Consider the following 16,995-nt stretch of genomic DNA (forward strand, 5'->3'; position numbering starts at 1 on the left):
CAGCCTGACAAGGAAGCGGTACGCCGGTAAGGTCCAGTTCCGTGGGCCGTGAGAGGACCAATTCCGTCGCCGGTGGTGAGCTGCTCGTCGAGCTCCGCCGGGACGGTTCGGTGCCGCTGCACCAGCAACTGGAGGGCGGGATCCGGGACCGGATCCGGCAGGGGCTGCTCCGGGCGGACGTGGTCCTGCCATCCACCCGGGCGCTCGCGGCCGACCTCGGGTTGTCGCGGGGTGTGGTGGTGGAGGCCTATCAACAACTGGTCGCCGAGGGGTATCTGGTCAGCCGCACGGGCGGATACACCCAGGTCGCGCCGGCCGCGGCCCGCCCAGCGGAGTCCCTGGGTACTACGGCGCAGGCCGCGCCGCCGCGGATCGACTTCAAGTACAGCCGGCCGGATGTGTCGCAGTTCCCGCGCGCGGCCTGGTTGCGGTCGATCCGGAAGGTGCTGAACGAGACCCCGCATCTGAGCTTCGCCTATCTCGACGGGCGTGGCGCGGACGAGCTGCGGATCGCGCTGGCCGATTACCTGAACCGGGTCCGCGGGACCTGCGCGACGCCCGAGAACATGCTGATCTGCAACGGTTTCGCGCAGGGATCGCGGTTGCTGTTGCAGGTGCTGGCGGCAACAGGATTCCGTCGGCTCGCGGTGGAGGACCCGTCCGACAACGAGCTCCGGGACGTCGCGATCGCGGCCGGCCTCGACGTCGTCGGCGTACCGGTGCTGGAGTCCGGGGTCGACGTGGACGCCCTCGCGCGGTCGGGAGCGGACGTAGTACTGGTGACTGCGGCGCATCAATTCCCGACCGGGGCGGTGACGTCGGCGGAGACCCGGGCGGCGTTGGTGGCGTGGGCGGCCGAGCGGGATGCGTTGATCGTCGAGGACGACTACGACGCGGAGTACCGGTACGACCGGGAGCCGATCGGGGCGATGCAGGGTCTGGCGCCCGAGCGAGTCGTGTACGCGGGGACCGCGAGCAAGACGTTGGCGCCGGGGCTCCGATTGGGTTGGCTGATCCTGCCGAGTCACCTGGTCGGGCCGATGTCGGCGGCGAAGGTGTCGGACGATCGTGGGTCGCCGGTGCTCGATCAGCTGACGTTCGCGGACTTCGTTGCGCGTGGCGAGTTCGATCGGCACCTGCGGCGGATGCGGCCGCGGTACCGGGTTCTGCGCGACACCTTGGTCTCGCGGCTGGCCGAACGCGTGCCGGAGTTGCGGCCGGTCGGGGTCTCGGCCGGCCTGCACGTGATGACGTGGCTGCCGCCGAACCTGTCCGAGGCAGCAGTGACGCAGGCCGCGCGTGAACGTGGGCTGGGGATCTATGGGCTGCGGCCCTATTGGGTGGAGAATGCGGGTCCGGAGGGGCTCGTCTTCGGCTACGGCGGGCTGACCGAGAAAGCCGTTGTCGAAGGCATCGAGCTGCTCGCCGAGACCGTCGCGTCACTGCGCTCTACTGATTAGGAGCTGGTCGCCGGTGCCGAGGACGCGACCTTCCCGGTCGACGAGACCCGCGTGATGGCCGACGCGATCCCCGGCTCCCGCTTCGTCGTACTGGACGGAGCCGCCCACCTGGCCGCCCTGGAATGCCAGGCCGAGGTGAACACGTTGATCGACGGATTCCTTGCGGAGCACGCGTCTCTGGAGCAGTGACCGGCTGCGAACCCGACCTCGGTGGGCGTGTCTGGGGACCGTGACCAAGTTGTCGGGAGCTCGGACAAGGTGTGCGTTGTTCACGGTCCCGCGATGTTGTTCACGGTCCCGCGATGTTGGTCAAGGTCCCCGGCTCGGGCCCGCGGCGAAGCGGTTGAGCCCGGTCGTCCCGTCGCACGCACCACTAGATCGACTCGACCCGGGACCGGGTACGGCGATCGCCACCTCCTCGAACGTCGGCAGCGCTGGACCGGGGAGGTTTTTCGCGGCGACCGGGGAGGCTTCCTTGCCTCAGACGCGCAAAAACCCACCCCGAACCCGAGGATGAACCGTGAGCGGTGTTGGCGTTGGTTGCTGGGGGCATCTGGTTTGCTGAGGATCGGCTGGGGGTGGGCTGAGAATTGGCTGGGGGCGGGTGGGGTGTGGGCTGGGACACGTCGGATTCTCAGCTGATTCCTCTGTTGGCTCGATGGAGTTCTCAGACTGGCGAGGTCTACTCGTTCGTGAGACGGGCTGAGGAGGCACCGGGACGATGAACGAGCCAACAGGACAACAGGGCGACCAGCCGTACTACGGACCTGCGGGCGGCCAGTCGGGCGGCCAGCCGCAGTACGGGCAACCAGGTCCCGAGCAGTATGGGCAGCCGGGGCCGCAGCAGTATGGACAGCCGGGCCCTCAGCAGTATGGGCAGCCGGGTCCCCAGCAGTACGGGCAACCGGGTCCTCAGCAGTATGGGCAGCCGGGGTATGGGCCTTGGGGCGGGTATCCGCAGGGGCCGTTCCAGCAGCCGCCGAAGCGGCGGAAGCGGTTGCCGTTGGTGCTCGGGTCGGTGGGGCTGGCGCTGGCGTTGGTGGGCGGGTCGGTGGCCTGGGGGATCGATCAGCGGGCGGCGAACTCGTCGCAGGTGGCTGCGGTGATGAACCCGTCGGCCGTCGCGGCGGAGGTGTCGCCCGGGCTGGTCGACGTGAACACGGTGCTCGGCTACGAAGGCGCTCGCGCCGCCGGTACCGGGATCGTGTTGACCTCGGACGGCGAGATCCTGACCAACCACCACGTGATCGAGGGCGCGACCGAGATCTCGGTGACGGCGGTCGCCACCGGCAAGGTCTACAAGGCCAGCGTCGTCGGCTATGACGAGTCCCACGACATCGCTGTACTGAAACTGCAGGACGCGTCCGGGCTGGAGACGGCCAAGATCGGGGACTCGTCCGAGGTCAAGCTCGGGGACCAGGTCGTCGGTGTCGGCAACGCGGGTGGCGATGGTGGCGAGCCGAGTTACACGGCCGGCCAGGTGACCGGGCTGAACGAGTCGATCACGGCCACGGACGAGTCCGGTTCGGATCCGGAGAACCTGACCGGGTTGATCGAGACCAACGCGGACATCGTCGCCGGGTACTCGGGCGGCCCGCTGGTGAACAGCGAGGGCGAGGTCATCGGCGTCGACACGGCCGGCTCCAGCACCAACGGCAACAGCGGCCCTGGACAAACGGCGTACAGCCCGGCTGCGAGCAGCCCGTCGGCTGTGCTCACCGCGGATGGCTTCGGTCCCGGCAACGGACCAGGCAACGGTCAGGGTCAGGAGCAGGAGTCGCAGGGGTACGCGGTGCCGATCAACCAGGCGATGGAGATCGCCGACCAGATCGAGGCCGGGAACGCCTCCTCGACCATCCACATCGGCGCCTCCGCGATGCTCGGCATCTCGGTCGCGAACGTCGCCGGCATCCAGGGCGCGGCCGTCAACGACGTGGTCGCCGACGGCAAGGCGGACGAGGCCGGGCTGTCCGCCGGCGACGTGATCACCGAGTTCGGCGGCAAGACGGTCGACTCGCCGGACACGCTGTCGACCCTGCTCGACCAGCACCACCCCGGTGACAAGGTCTCCGTCACCTGGGTCGACCAGAGCGGCGAGCGGCACACCGCCACCATCGAACTCATCACCGGCCCGGTCCGCTGACGCCTCCCCCTCACCGGCGGACCGAATCCGGTCGGGCCCGGCGCTCCCCACCCCCCAGGAGCCCGGGCCCGATCGCACGTTGTCCAGCCGTCTCACCGACTGACCGGTGATTCTGTGTTCCAGATCTCAACCCGGTACAGTGGACGACCCAGGTCGAGAGGCGCTGCAACGGGCCGGAGGGGTCCGCCACGCTCGGCCTGACGCACTAGACCGCAAGGGCGCCTCCGGATTCATTCTGGAGGCCTACGTAGTGAGTACGAGCGAGTTGCGGACCCTGCTCGACCAGCGGGTGGTGGTGCTGGACGGTGCCTGGGGCACGATGCTCCAGGGCGCCAAGCTGACCCCCGCCGACTACCAGGGCGATCGCTTCCTCGACCACAGTCACGATGTCACCGGCGACCCGGACCTGCTCAACCTGATGCGTCCGGACGTCATCCTGGACGTCCACCGGCAGTACCTAGAGGCCGGGGCGGACATCACCACCACCAACACGTTCACCGCGACCAGCATCGGCCAGGCCGACTACGGTCTGCAGTCGCTGGTCCGGGACATGAACATCGAAGGCGCCCGGCTGGCCAGGCAGGCGGCCGACGAGGCGGGCGGCCGGTTCGTGGCCGGCTCGATCGGCCCGTTGAACGTCACCCTGTCGCTGTCCCCGCGGGTGGAGGACCCGGCGTACCGGGCGGTGTCTTTCGAGCAGGTGCGGGACTCGTACGCCGAGCAGATCTCCGCGCTGGCCGACGGCGGGGTCGACCTGCTGCTGGTGGAGACCATCTTCGACACGCTGAACGCGAAGGCCGCGATCGCCGCCGCCCGCGAGGTGGCGCCGCAACTGCCGCTGTGGATCTCGGTGACGATCGTCGACCTGAGCGGCCGGACCCTGTCGGGCCAGACGGTCGAGGCGTTCTGGAGTTCGATCGAGCACGCCGACCCGCTGGTGGTCGGGGTGAACTGCTCGCTCGGTGGGCGGGAGATCCGGCCGCACGTCGCCGATCTCGCCCGGTTCGCCGACACCTACGTCGCCACCCACCCGAACGCGGGTCTGCCGAACGCCTTCGGCGGGTACGACGAGACGCCGGACGAGACCGCCGGGATGATCGGCGAGTTCGCCGGTTCGGGCCTGGTCAACATCGTCGGCGGCTGCTGCGGTACGACACCGGCCCACATCGCGGCGATCGCCAAGGCCGTACAGGGCGTGAAACCGCGCTCGGTCGCGCCCGCCTCGGACACCACCCGGTTCAGCGGGCTGGAGCCGTTCAAGATCGGCCCGGACACCGGGTTCGTGATGATCGGCGAGCGGACCAACGTGACCGGATCGGCCAAGTTCCGCCGGCTGATCGAGTCCGACAACCACCAGGCCGCGGTCGACGTGGCGCTGGAGCAGGTCCGCGGCGGCGCGAACCTGCTGGACGTGAACATGGATGCCGACCTGCTCGACAGCGAGCAGGCGATGACCACATTCCTGAACCTGATCGCCACCGAGCCCGAGGTGGCCCGGATCCCGATCATGATCGACAGCTCGAAGTGGTCGGTGCTCGAGGCCGGGCTGAAGTGCGTACAGGGCAAGGGCGTGGTCAACTCGATCAGCCTGAAGGAGGGCGAGGAGGAGTTCCTCGACCGGGCCCGGCGGATCCGCGACTACGGCGCCGGCGCGGTGGTGATGGCCTTCGACGAGCAGGGCCAGGCCGACACCGTCGAGCGCAAGGTGGCGATCTGCGGCCGCGCCTACGACCTGCTCACCGGGATCGGCTTCCCACCCGAGGACATCATCTTCGACCCGAACGTGCTCGCGGTCGCGACCGGCATGTCCGAGCACAACGGCTACGCCAAGAACTTCATCGACGCGCTGCCGCTGATCAAGCAGCGCTGCCCGGGCGTGCACATCAGCGGCGGCATCTCGAACCTGTCGTTCTCGTTCCGCGGCAACGACATCGTCCGCGAGGCGATGCACTCCGCGTTCCTGTACCACGCCGGCAAGGTCGGCCTGGACATGGGCATCGTGAACGCCGGTCAACTGGCGGTCTACGAGGACATCCCGAAGGACCTGCTGGAGCTTGTCGAGGACGTCATCTTCGACCGCCGCGACGACGCGACCGACCGGCTGGTCGCCTTCGCCGAGAACGTCAAGGGCAAGGGCACCAAGCGCGAGGTCGACCTGACCTGGCGCGAGGGCACGGTCCAGGAGCGGCTGTCGTACGCGCTGGTGCACGGCATCGTCGACTTCATCGAGGACGACACCGAGGAGGCCCGGCAGCAGCTGCCCCGGCCGCTGGAGGTGATCGAGGGTCCGCTGATGGACGGCATGAAGGTGGTCGGCGACCTGTTCGGCGCCGGCAAGATGTTCCTGCCGCAGGTGGTCAAGAGCGCCCGGGTGATGAAGCGCTCGGTCGCCTACCTGGAGCCGTTCATGGAGGCGGAGAAGGAGCAGGCCCGGCTGGAGGGCCGCGCCGAGGCCGTCCGCGGCCAGGGCAAGGTCGTGCTGGCCACGGTCAAGGGCGACGTGCACGACATCGGCAAGAACATCGTCGGCGTGGTGCTCGGCTGCAACAACTACGAGGTGATCGACCTCGGTGTGATGGTGCCCGCCGGCAAGATCCTGGACACCGCCGTCTCCGAGGGCGCCGACGCGGTCGGCCTGTCCGGCCTGATCACGCCGTCGCTGGACGAGATGGTCGCGGTGGCCGACGAGATGCAGCGCCGTGGGCTCAAGCTGCCGTTGCTGATCGGTGGCGCGACCACCTCCAAGCAGCACACGGCGGTCCGGATCGCACCGGCGTACGAGAACACCACCGTGCACGTGCTCGACGCGTCGCGGGTGGTCGGGGTGGTCTCCGATCTGCTGGACGCCGACCGCTCCGAAGCGCTTGCCGTCAGCAACAAGGCCGACCAGGAACGGCTCCGCGAGCAGCATGCGAACAAGCAGCGCAGCCCGTTGCTGCCGATCTCGAAGGCCCGCGCGAACCGCGAGCCGGTCGCGTACGACGAACTGCCGGTGCCGGCCTTCTCCGGGCTCCGCCGGGAGTCGCCGAGTATCGAGACGCTGCGGGCGATGATCGACTGGCAGTTCCTGTTCCTGGCCTGGGAGCTGAAGGGCAAGTACCCGGCGATCCTGGATCAGCCGGTCGCCCGCGAGCTGTTCGACGACGCGAACACGTTGCTCGACCAGATCATCGCGGACGGGTCCTTCACCGCCGAGGGTGTCTACGCGTTCTGGCCGGCGCACAGCGAGGGCGACGACATCCTGCTCGACGGGACCGACGTGTCGTTCCCGATGCTGCGGCAGCAGACCGAGAAGCCCGAAGGCCGGCACAACCGTTGCCTGGCCGACTACATCGCGCCGTCCGGCGATCACCTGGGCGGCTTCGGCGTGGCGATCCACGGTGCGGAGGAGCTCGCCGCGCAGTACGAGGCGAAGAACGACGACTACCGGGCGATCATGGTCAAGGCGCTGGCGGACCGGCTGGCGGAGGCGTTCGCCGAGTGGATCCACCTGGAGGCCCGCAAGGCTTGGTTCGAGCCGGACGTGGAGCCGGTGCTGGCGGATCTGCATGCCGAGCGGTTCCGCGGTATCCGGCCTGCGCTGGGCTACCCGGCCAGCCCGGATCACAGCGAGAAGAAGGACCTTTTCGCGCTGCTCGAGGCGGACAAGATCGGCCTCGGCCTGACCGAGTCGTACGCGATGACCCCGGCCGCGGCGGTCAGCGGCCTGATCTTCGCCAGCCCCGACGCGAAGTACTTCAGCGTCGGCCGGATCGGCAAGGACCAGACCGAGGATTACGCCCACCGCCGCGGTCTCTCGGTGGCCGAGGTCGAGCGCTGGCTGCGTCCGAACCTGGCGTACGACCCGGAGTAGATGTCACATCCGCGGGACGGCGGCCCTCTCAGGATCCGGAACTGTCGAGGGAAGGATCTGAAGGATGACCGACGTCCCGCGTGACACCGAGGTGTTCGTGGAGCACCGGGAACTGCTGTTCTCGATCGTCTACAGCATGCTCGGGAGTGTCGCCGACACCGAGGACGTGCTGCAGGAGACGTGGTTGGCCTGGTCCGGCCGGACCGGGATCGAGAACCCGCGGGCGTACCTGGTTCGTATTGCTGTCAACGCCGCCCTGGCCCGGCGGACGAGTATCAACAAGCGCAAAGAGGAGTACTACGGGCCGTGGTTGCCCGAGCCGGTGGTGGAGGCCTCTGGTGATCCGGTTGAGCGAGCCGAGGCGGTGTCGCTGGCGTTGCTCGTCGTACTGGAGACGCTGACGCCGTTGGAGCGGGCGGTGTTCGTGCTGCACGAAGTGTTCGGCTACGCGCACACCGAGATCGCCGAGATTCTCGACCGCAGCCCGGCCGCGGTCCGCCAGCATGCCCATCGAGCGCGCGAACATGTGCAGGCCCGGCGACCGAGGTTCCAGGCCGATCCGCAGGTCCGGCAGCAGGTGACCGAGCGGTTCATCTCGGCCGTCGTCGGCGGCGACCTCAACGCGCTGATGGAAGTGCTCGCCCCGGACGTCACGATGTGGGCGGACGGCGGCGGCAAGGCTCGCGCGGCAGGCCTGAATCCCGTCCAGGGCCGGGACAAGATCGCCCGCCTTATCATCGGCGACGCCGACCGCCGGCCGATCCCTGCGCTGAACGTCCAGTACCGCACGGTCAACGGCGATCCGTCCGCACTGCTGCTGTCCGGCGACACCCCGTTCGCGGTGATCGTCCTGGACCTCGCCGGCGACCAGGTCACCGGCATCTACGCGGTCACCAACCCCGACAAGCTCGCCCGGGTGGATCTAAAGTGACCGGATGACGATCATGCTGCGCCCGGCCGAAGACGCTGACGCCGAGGCCGTTGCTGCCATCTGGTACGCCGGGTGGGGGGATGGGCATCTCGGCAACGTCCCGGACGAACTGGTTGCGATTCGGACCAAGGAGTCGTTCTGGGAGCGGGCCCCGCAACGGATCGGCGACACGACTGTGGCGGTCGTGGGTGATGAGGTGGCTGGGTTTGTGATGGTGGTGAATGACGAGGTCGAGCAGGTGTACGTGTCCGGCGAGCATCGCGGTTCGGGTGTGGCCGGGATCCTGATCGGCGAAGCGGAACGCCAGGTCGAGGCGGCCGGGTACGACGCGGCCTGGCTCGCGGTCGCTACCGGCAACGCCCGAGCCCGCCGCTTCTACGAACGCAGCGGCTGGATCGACGAAGGCCCGTTCGACTACCCCGCTTCGGTGGAGACCGGCACCCTCGCGGTCCCATGCCACCGCTACGTCAAGCCGGTCTGATCGCGGGGGAGTAGGCCGAAGAGGAGGCTGTCGACGGCGGTTCGCAGGGCCGGTTCGAAGTCCATCCGGAGGGTCGAGAGCTCCGGGGCGGCTTCGTAGGCCGCAAGGATCGCCGCCGACGGTCGCGAGTGGGTCCAGATCGCGCCGGCCAGCATGCTCGCGGCCGCGATGAAGCGGGCGGCTCCCTCATCGCCCAACTCCGGCAGGGCGCGCAGTACCGACGCGACCAAGCCGTGATAGTTCACCAGTGCCGCACGCTTGAACCCGACCGCGACGTCGGTCGAGACGTTGTGCTCGAGCACGGCCGCCTGTGTGCTGATCAGCTCGCAGAACATCGGCCGCGCCGCCATCGTGCTGACCACCGCGTCCGCCAGCAGGTCGGCCCGCTCGCCGGCCGGCGACTTCGGGTCCGTGGCGGCCAGAGCTTGGTCGAGGTCCTCGATCCAGGCGGCCAGTTCGCGGTTGGTCAGCTCCAGCAGCACGGCCTCGCGGGACTCGAAGTACTTCAGCACGTTCGACTTCGCCAGCCCGACCCGGCGGCTCAGCTCGTTCAGGGTCAGCTGCGCGACCGGCATCTCGGCCAGCATCGCCGCCGCCGTCGCCAGGATCACCCGCCGCCGCTCGGCCCGCTGCTCATCGCTGCGGGCCCGCTGGAAAGTCGTCATGGTCACACATCTTACAGACCGCCGGTCTATTGCGAGCAGACCGACGGTCTGTTAGCTTGGGCGACGTAACAGACCAACAGTCTTTTAATCCCAGGAGCACACCATGTATGTCGTCCCTGACCAGACCGGCAAGCTCGCCGTTGTGACCGGCTCCAACAGTGGTACCGGCAAGGAGACCGCCAAACGCCTGGCCGCGGCCGGCGCCCGGGTGATCATGGCCGTCCGTACGCCGGCCAAAGGCGAGGCCGCGCGGGTGGAGATCCTGGCCGAGCACCCGGCCGCCCAGCTCGAAGTACGGCGGGTCGACCTGGCGGACCTGGCCTCGGTCGAGGAGTTCGCGACCGGCCTGATCGCCGACGAGTCGTCGCTCGACCTGCTGATCAACAACGCCGGCGTGATGATGCCGCCAACCCGGATGACGACCAAGGACGGGTTCGAGCTGCAGTTCGGCAGCAACTTCCTCGGCCCGTTCGCGCTCACCCTCCGGCTGCTGCCGTTGCTGCTGGCCGCGCCCGCGCCGCGGGTGGCGACGATGAGCAGCGGTGCGGCGAACGTCGGCAGGATCAACTTCGACGACCTGCAGTGGGAGCGGACCCGGTACCGCGCGATGCCGACGTACGCGCAGTCGAAGCTGGCCGACCTGATGTTCAGCCAGCAACTCGCGGCGGTCGCGGCCGAGCGCGGCTGGAACCTGCTCAGCACCGGTGCCCACCCCGGCTTCACCCACACCAACCTGCAGACCGCGGGCGCCAGCCTCGGACGCGACAAGCTGCCCTGGTACCACTCGGTCCTCTACCGCTACAACCCGCTACCGAGTCAGGGTGTAGAGCAGGGATCCGAGCCGCTCCTGCACGCCGCGGCCAGCCCTGATGCCTTCGCCGGCGTGTACTACGGACCGAGGGGCGCATTCGGAATGTCCGGCCCCACCAAGGTCGTCAAGCCGACCAGTCGGGCCCTCGATCCGCGCGAAAACGCTCGCCTCTGGCAGGCGGCCGAACGCCTCACCGGGGTCACCATCCCTGTCTCGGCGGGCTGAAGTTCCCTATCCTTCGGGCGTGGAGCGATGGTCGAGCGGGGAACAGTACGAGCCGTACGTCGGACGCTGGAGCCGGCTGGTCGCGGCCGAGTTCGTGAACTGGCTGGATCAGCCGGCCGGGTTGCGCTGGCTGGACGTGGGGTGTGGGACGGGAGCACTGAGCTCCACGATCCTCGCGGCCGCGACTCCCTCCGGACTACTGGCGCTCGATCCGTCGGCGGACTTTCTCGGCTACGCCCGGTCGAAGCTGGCTGAGCGCGCGGATGGCGTGGCCCGGTTCGTGGTCGGGAACGCCGAAGAGCTGGTGGACGAGAGCTTCGACGTGGTGGTCTCCGGGCTCGTGCTGAACTTCGTCCCCGACCGGGACCGGGCGCTCCGCCGGATGCGTGAGGTCGGGGGAGTGGTGGCCGCTTATGTCTGGGACTACGCGGACGGCATGCAGTTGATGAAGTACTTCTGGGACGTGGCGGCCGAGGTCGATCCGGAGCACCGGCACCTGCACGAGGGAGATCGCTTCCCGTTCTGCCGGCCGGATGCGTTGGAGGAGATGTTCGCGGCCGCCGGGTTCGACGGGGTCACCAGCCGCGAGATCGTCGTACCGACCGTGTTCCGGGATTTCGACGACTACTGGTCCCCGTTCCTCGGCGGTCAGGGAGCGGCACCGGCGTACGTGAGCACGCTGACCGACGAGGTCCGGGCGCGCTTGCGGGACGCCGTACGGGAACGCCTTCCGATCGAGGCCGACGGGACGATCCCGCTGACCGCCCGCGCGTGGGCGGTTCGCGGCAACTGAGCAGATGTCAAAACCGCGTGGTCGGCGACGTCTTCTCAGTGAAGCCGAGACGGGAGCCGACCATGAAGTATCTGCTGATCCTGCAGGGCGATGCCGAGTTGTGCGCACCGGATCACGACCGATTCCGCAAGGTCGCCGACGAATCCGGCGAACTGATCACCGGCCACCTACTGGCCGATCCGTCGACCGGCCTGGTGATCGGCACCGGCCCCGCGAACCCGATCCGCGCCTACTACCTGATCGACGTAGACACCCTCGACCGCGCCACCCACCTGGCCCACCTACTCCCCGAATCAGAGGCCCTAGCCGTCGAAATCCGCCCGATCATGCAACAGTCCGCCGCCGACTACTAGTACTTCACCTTGAACCAGAGGTTGTTTGCGAGTGGGGCGGTGCTGTCGTGGGTTCGTTCGAGTTTGACGTTGCGGCCGCCTGGTTGGCGGAAGAGTGGGGTGCCGTCGCCGAGCAGGACCGGGGCGATGCTGACGAGGATCTCGTCCACGTCGCCGGATTCGAGGAGTTGGTGGGCGAGGTTGGCGCCGAGGACGTTGACGTACTTGTCGCCGGCGGCCTCTTTCGCTTGCGCCAGGCCGTCCGCCAGGTCGGTGACGAAGAAGAGGTTTGGCTCCTGATCGGCCGGGACGTGGTGGGTGACGATGTACTGCGGGCCGTCCCAGCCGCCGCCGAATGCCTTGCCCTCGCCTTCGCGGCCCTTGTTCGGGTCGTCACCGGTGTAAGTCTTCTTGCCGACCAGCAGCGCGCCGATGCCGTCGATCAGGTCGGCGATGATCGGGTTGGGGCTGAAGTACTCCGCCAGCCAGGACATGTCGCCGCCGGGGCCCGCGATGAATCCGTCCAGCGACATCGACGCCGTGTACAACACCTTCGCCATGGTCCACACCTCCATTGGTTGCGTTCCAGTTGAGACGAGTGAGGGCTGGAGAACTCATCGGCGTACATATCGACATGAGGTAGTCGCCCTGTCGGGGTCCGGCCGCGCCGCCGTCAGCGTGAGGTTGTCGGTCCTGGACGACTACCTCATGTCGATTTGTACGGGAAGAAACCGGTGGCAGGGGCGGGTGGGGTGCTTGATCATGGGTGCATGTCCGCTGACAAGGGTGCCGCTTTCTGATCCACGCGGTTTCCGTGTGATCACCCGCTGCCGCCGTTCAGGCCGGTAGCGCCAGCCCGGGGTTCCGACGCCGGGCCGTCAAGCGTGCACCCTCCTCCAAGGAGCGACATCCCATGCGGTCAGACCCACTCGAGGTCGCCTGCGACGAATCAGGGTTCTCGGGCAGCAATCTGCTGGATCCCCGCGATCCCGTCATCACCCATGCCGCCGTCCACCTCGACACCGCCGAAGCCACCCGCGTGGTGCAGGCGATCCGGGCGAGATTCCGGTACTCGCCGAGGGAGTACAAGGCGAACCAGCTGCTCCGCCGAATCCAGCGCCCGGTGCTGGAGTGGTTGCTGGAGCCCGGCGGTCCACTGCACGGCCGGGCAACCGTTCATCTCACCGACAAGACGTTCTTCGTCGTGTCGCGCCTGGTCGACTACCTGCTCGGCGAACCCTCGTACGCCGCGGGGACGAGCCTCGATCGCGCACTCCACCAGACCGCGCTACACCTGCATCTCCAGGGGCCGGTCGAGTTCGGGGCCGATCGATGGGTGGACTTCCTGAAGGTCTTCGCGAGCATGATGCGGACCAAGCGCCATCGGATCATCAACCGTCCCGCTGTCGACCGGTTCTTCCGGACACTCGAAGGCCTCCGATCCGATGCCGTCGACCTGGACCCGTTCCGCCGTGCCCGCCCGCAGGTGGAGGCCGTCCTCACCGAACTGCTCGACGACCGCGCACCCGTCCCGCCCGCCCTCGAACCGCTGCTGCCGGCTCTCGTCGAGACCACCCTCCACTGGACCAGCAACGGCCAGTCGGTCGTCCTCGTCCACGACGAACAGAGCGCGCTCACCCGGCACCGCATCGCCCGCATCCAGCAGGTCCTCAACACCCATCAGTGCATCGCCCTGCAAGCGGTCGTCAGGGTCGACTCCCGCACCGACCCCCGCGTCCAACTCGCCGACCTCCTGGCCGGTACCGCCCGCCGCCTCGCCATCACTCCCGCTGCCGATGAGCTCATCGGCCTGCTGACCCCGTACGTCATCCCCACCCCGCTCTGGCCGTTCCCGACGGTGACGAACCGTTGACGGATTAGTAATCGATCTGCAAGCTTTGGCTACTCGCGCTGCAAAAAATTGGCAGGAGTCGTGCAAGTACAGAACTGAGGACAGCCATGAACCGCAGACCGCCCACCCGCCGCCTGATCGGAGGTCTGCTCGCCGCAGCCCTCGTCCTGATCGGGTCCACCCCGCCCACCACAGCCTCGGCCGCACCACTGACCAAGACCGTTTCCGCGAGCAGCCAACTGGGGGCGTATCCCGCCACCAACGCCGCCGACGGCAACCAGAACAGCTACTGGGAGAGCGCCAACAACCAGTTCCCGCAATGGTTGCGAGCGGACCTCGGTTCGGTCGTCAGCGTCGATCGAGTGGTGCTCAAACTCCCGTCCTCGTGGGGCGCGCGCACCCAGACCCTCGCAGTCCAGGCCAGCACCAACGGCACCTCGTACGCCGATCTCGTTGCCGGCGCCGCTTACAACTTCACCCCGGCGAGCGGTAACACGGTGACGATCTCCTTTCCCGTGACGACCGCCCGCTACGTCCGCCTCACCATCACCGCGAACACGGGCTGGCCCGCCGGTCAGCTCTCCGAGTTCGACCTCTTCGGCCCGGATGCCGGTGAGCCGAGTGACACCGACCTCGCGACCGGCAAACCGATCGAGGCATCCTCCTCGGTGCAGACGTACGTCGCCGCCAACGCAAACGACAACAACGTCGGCACCTACTGGGAGTCGAACGGCTTCCCGTCCACCCTGACCGTCAAGCTCGGCGCCAACGCCGACGTCAGTTCGGTGATCGTCAAACTCAACCCCGACCCGATCTGGGGCACTCGCACGCAGAACGTCGAGGTCCTCGGCCGCGAGCAGAACGCCGCCGCATTCACCACACTGTCCGCCCGGGCGAACCACGTCTTCGATCCCGCGGCGCAGAACACGATCGAGATCCCGGTCACCGGTCGCGTCGCCGACGTACGGCTGCAGTTCTTCAGCAACACCGGCGCCCCGGGCGGCCAGGTCGCCGAGCTGCAAGTGCTCGGTACTGCGGCGCCCAACCCCGACCTGGTCGTCAACTCGGTCACCTGGTCGCCGTCGTCGCCCAACGAGGCCAGCGCCATCACGCTCTCCGCGACGGTCCAGAATCTCGGCTCCGCGGCGGCTCCGGCAACGACCGTCGATTTCACCCTCGGCGGCACCGTGGCCGGCAGCGCGTCCGTACCCGCGCTGGCAGCGGGCGCCTCGACCACCGTCTCGTTCGATGCCGGACCGCGTCCGATGGGCAGCTACTCCGTCGCGGCCACGGTCGACCCGGCCAACACCGTCGTCGAACAGAACAACGACAACAACACCTTCACAGCGCCCACGCAACTGGTGGTTACGCAGGCACCCGGCCCCGACCTCGAGGTCACCGGCATCACGACCAACCCGGCGAACCCGGCCGTCGGACAACAAGTCAGCTTCACCGTTGCCCTCAACAACCGCGGTACTGCGGCCGCGGCGGCGAGCACGACCCGCTTGGTCGTAGGAGGCACCACTCTCAACACCACCACCGGATCGGTCGCCGCCGGTGCGACCATCAACGTCAGCATCAACGGCACCTGGACCGCCACGAACGGCGGCGCCACCATCACCGCGACCGCGGACGCGACGAATGTCGTTGCCGAGACCAACGAAACCAACAACGTCCTCTCCCGCGCGATCGTGGTCGGCCGAGGCGCCGCGGTCCCGTACACGTCATACGAGGCCGAAGCGGCGTCGTACCAAGGTGAGTTGCTCGTCAGCGACCCGCTCCGGACGTTCGGTCACACCAACTTCGCGACCGAGTCGTCCGGCCGCCAGTCGGTGCGGCTGAACAGCGCGGGGCAGTACGTCGAGTTCACCTCGACGAACCAGACGAACTCGATCGTCGTGCGCAACTCCATCCCCGACTCGGCGAACGGTCAGGGGCAGGAGAAGACGATCAGCCTCTACATCGACGGCACGTTCAACCGGAAGCTCACGCTGTCGTCGCGGCACAGCTGGCTCTACGGCAACAGCGACGGACCCGAGTCGCTGACCAACACCCCGGGCGGCGACGCACGCCGGCTCTTCGACGAATCACACGCGCTGCTCGGTACGTCGTACCCGGCCGGCACGCGGTTCAAGTTGCAGCGCGACGCGGGCGATGACGCGTCGTTCTACATCATCGACATGATCGATCTCGAGCAGGTCGCTGCACCGTTGAGCCAACCGGCCGGGTGTACCTCGATCACGCAGTACGGCGCGGTCGCGAACGACGGGATCGACGACGCGGACGCGATCCAGCGCGCGGTGACGGACGACCAGAACGGCGTGATCAGCTGTATCTGGATCCCGGCCGGGCAGTGGCGGCAGGAGAAGAAGATCCTCACCGACGACCCGCTGAACCGGGGCCAGTACAACCAGGTCGGGATCAGCAACGCCACGATCCGCGGTGCCGGGATGTGGCATTCGCAGCTCTACTCCACGATCGAGCCGCAGAGCGCGGGTGGGATCAACCATCCGCACGAAGGGAACTTCGGCTTCGACATCGACCAGAACGTGCAGCTGTCTGACATTGCGATCTTCGGTTCAGGTCGGATCCGTGGCGGTGACGGCAACGCGGAGGGCGGGGTCGGGCTGAACGGCCGGTTCGGTACCGGGACGAAGGTCAGCAACGTCTGGATCGAACACGCGAACGTCGGGGTCTGGGCCGGCCGCGACTACGACAACATCCAGGAGCTGTGGGGTCCGGGCGACGGGCTGGAGTTCACCGGGATGCGGATCCGCGACACGTACGCCGACGGGATCAACTTCACCAACGGGACCCGGAACTCTCGCGTCTTCAACTCCTCCTTCCGCACCACCGGTGACGACTCGCTCGCGGTGTGGGCGAACAAGTACGTGAAGGACCAGGCGGTGGACGTTGCCCATGACAACAGTTTTGTGAACAACACGATCCAGCTGCCGTGGCGGGCGAACGGGCTGGCGATCTACGGCGGCTACGGCAACAAGATCGAGAACAACCTGGTCTACGACACGATGAACTACCCCGGCATCATGCTCGCGACCGACCACGACCCGCTGCCGTTCTCCGGGCAGACGCTGATCGCGAACAACGCGCTGTACCGGGCCGGCGGGGTGTTCTGGGGTGAGGAGCAGGAGTTCGGCGCGATCACCATCTTCCCGCAGAACCTGCCGATCCCCGGCGTCACCATCCGCGACACCGAGATCCACGACTCCACCTACGACGGGATCCAGTTCAAGGGCGGCGGCGGTACCACGAACGTGGCCATCACCAACGTCCGGATCGACCGGTCGAACAACGGCGCCGGCATTCTCGCCCAGGGCTCGGCCCGCGGCTCCGCGACCCTGTCCAACGTCACCATCACCAACTCCCAGGCCGGCCACATCGTCATCGAACCCGGCTCCACGTTCACCATCACCGGCCAGTAAACCCAC

The 16,995-nt window shown here is 67.9% G+C and carries 13 protein-coding genes and 1 riboswitch; of the genes, 11 read left to right on the top strand and 2 right to left on the bottom strand.

Features of this window, described 5'->3' with window-relative positions; genetic code table 11:
* Positions 1-41: 41 nt before the first annotated feature.
* The 6 genes from pdxR (at position 42) to EV643_RS23830 (ending at position 8,868) form a co-directional block, all read left to right on the top strand.
* A complete protein-coding gene (gene pdxR / locus EV643_RS23805) occupies positions 42-1,460 on the top strand; it encodes a MocR-like pyridoxine biosynthesis transcription factor PdxR (RefSeq protein WP_133802353.1) in 1,419 nt (472 codons plus the stop codon).
* Positions 1,461-1,514: 54 nt separating this feature from the next.
* Complete coding sequence (locus EV643_RS46520) at positions 1,515-1,649, top strand: alpha/beta fold hydrolase (RefSeq protein WP_255513034.1); 135 nt, start codon at positions 1,515-1,517, stop codon at positions 1,647-1,649.
* Between the two features lie 532 nt (positions 1,650-2,181).
* Positions 2,182-3,603: a S1C family serine protease gene (locus EV643_RS23815; RefSeq protein WP_133802354.1), complete on the top strand. Its 1,422-nt coding sequence runs from the start codon at positions 2,182-2,184 to the stop codon at positions 3,601-3,603.
* A 149-nt stretch (positions 3,604-3,752) separates the two neighbouring features.
* Positions 3,753-3,834, top strand: a riboswitch (S-adenosyl-L-homocysteine riboswitch).
* 19 nt (positions 3,835-3,853) lie between these two features.
* Positions 3,854-7,456 (top strand): methionine synthase, encoded by a 3,603-nt coding sequence (gene metH / locus EV643_RS23820; protein ID WP_166665551.1) that lies wholly within the window; start codon positions 3,854-3,856, stop codon positions 7,454-7,456.
* 64 nt (positions 7,457-7,520) lie between these two features.
* Positions 7,521-8,387, top strand: coding sequence for an RNA polymerase sigma factor SigJ (sigJ, locus tag EV643_RS23825; protein ID WP_133802356.1), 867 nt, complete (start codon positions 7,521-7,523; stop codon positions 8,385-8,387).
* A 4-nt stretch (positions 8,388-8,391) separates the two neighbouring features.
* Positions 8,392-8,868, top strand: coding sequence for a GNAT family N-acetyltransferase (locus tag EV643_RS23830; protein WP_133802357.1), 477 nt, complete (start codon positions 8,392-8,394; stop codon positions 8,866-8,868).
* On the opposite strand, the gene EV643_RS23835 is transcribed toward EV643_RS23830, so the two are convergent.
* On the bottom strand, positions 8,850-9,533 hold the full coding sequence (locus EV643_RS23835) for a TetR/AcrR family transcriptional regulator (RefSeq protein WP_133802358.1): 684 nt from the start codon (positions 9,531-9,533) through the stop codon (positions 8,850-8,852). The two genes, EV643_RS23830 and EV643_RS23835, sit on opposite strands and share 19 nt — an antisense overlap.
* A 103-nt stretch (positions 9,534-9,636) precedes the next feature.
* Between EV643_RS23835 and EV643_RS23840 the strand changes: the two genes are divergently transcribed.
* The 3 genes from EV643_RS23840 to EV643_RS23850 all read left to right on the top strand — a co-directional run bounded on the left by EV643_RS23840 (position 9,637) and on the right by EV643_RS23850 (position 11,715).
* A complete protein-coding gene (locus EV643_RS23840; protein ID WP_133802359.1) occupies positions 9,637-10,569 on the top strand; it encodes an SDR family oxidoreductase in 933 nt (310 codons plus the stop codon).
* A gap of 19 nt (positions 10,570-10,588) precedes the next feature.
* Positions 10,589-11,362, top strand: a complete 774-nt coding sequence (locus EV643_RS23845) for a class I SAM-dependent methyltransferase (RefSeq protein ID WP_133802360.1) — start codon at positions 10,589-10,591, stop codon at positions 11,360-11,362.
* A gap of 62 nt (positions 11,363-11,424) precedes the next feature.
* Positions 11,425-11,715, top strand: a complete 291-nt coding sequence (locus EV643_RS23850) for a YciI family protein (RefSeq protein ID WP_133802361.1) — start codon at positions 11,425-11,427, stop codon at positions 11,713-11,715.
* On the opposite strand, the gene EV643_RS23855 is transcribed toward EV643_RS23850, so the two are convergent.
* The gene (locus EV643_RS23855; RefSeq protein ID WP_133802362.1) at positions 11,712-12,254 is read right to left on the bottom strand and encodes a dihydrofolate reductase family protein; all 543 of its coding nucleotides are present in this window, start codon (positions 12,252-12,254) and stop codon (positions 11,712-11,714) included. The two genes, EV643_RS23850 and EV643_RS23855, sit on opposite strands and share 4 nt — an antisense overlap.
* A 353-nt stretch (positions 12,255-12,607) precedes the next feature.
* Here EV643_RS23855 and EV643_RS23860 point away from each other — a divergent pair, with 353 nt between their 5' ends.
* Together EV643_RS23860 and EV643_RS46730 are read left to right on the top strand one after the other, a co-directional pair.
* Positions 12,608-13,567 carry a DUF3800 domain-containing protein gene (locus tag EV643_RS23860; protein WP_133802363.1) on the top strand — a complete coding sequence of 320 codons (960 nt, stop codon included), beginning with the start codon at positions 12,608-12,610 and terminating at the stop codon, positions 13,565-13,567.
* 86 nt (positions 13,568-13,653) lie between these two features.
* The gene (locus EV643_RS46730; protein WP_133802364.1) at positions 13,654-16,989 is read left to right on the top strand and encodes a CARDB domain-containing protein; all 3,336 of its coding nucleotides are present in this window, start codon (positions 13,654-13,656) and stop codon (positions 16,987-16,989) included.
* The last annotated feature ends 6 nt before the right edge of the window (positions 16,990-16,995 follow it).

Origin of the sequence: Kribbella caucasensis (assembly GCF_004361855.1) — a bacterium.
Lineage (GTDB): Bacteria > Actinomycetota > Actinomycetes > Propionibacteriales > Kribbellaceae > Kribbella > Kribbella caucasensis.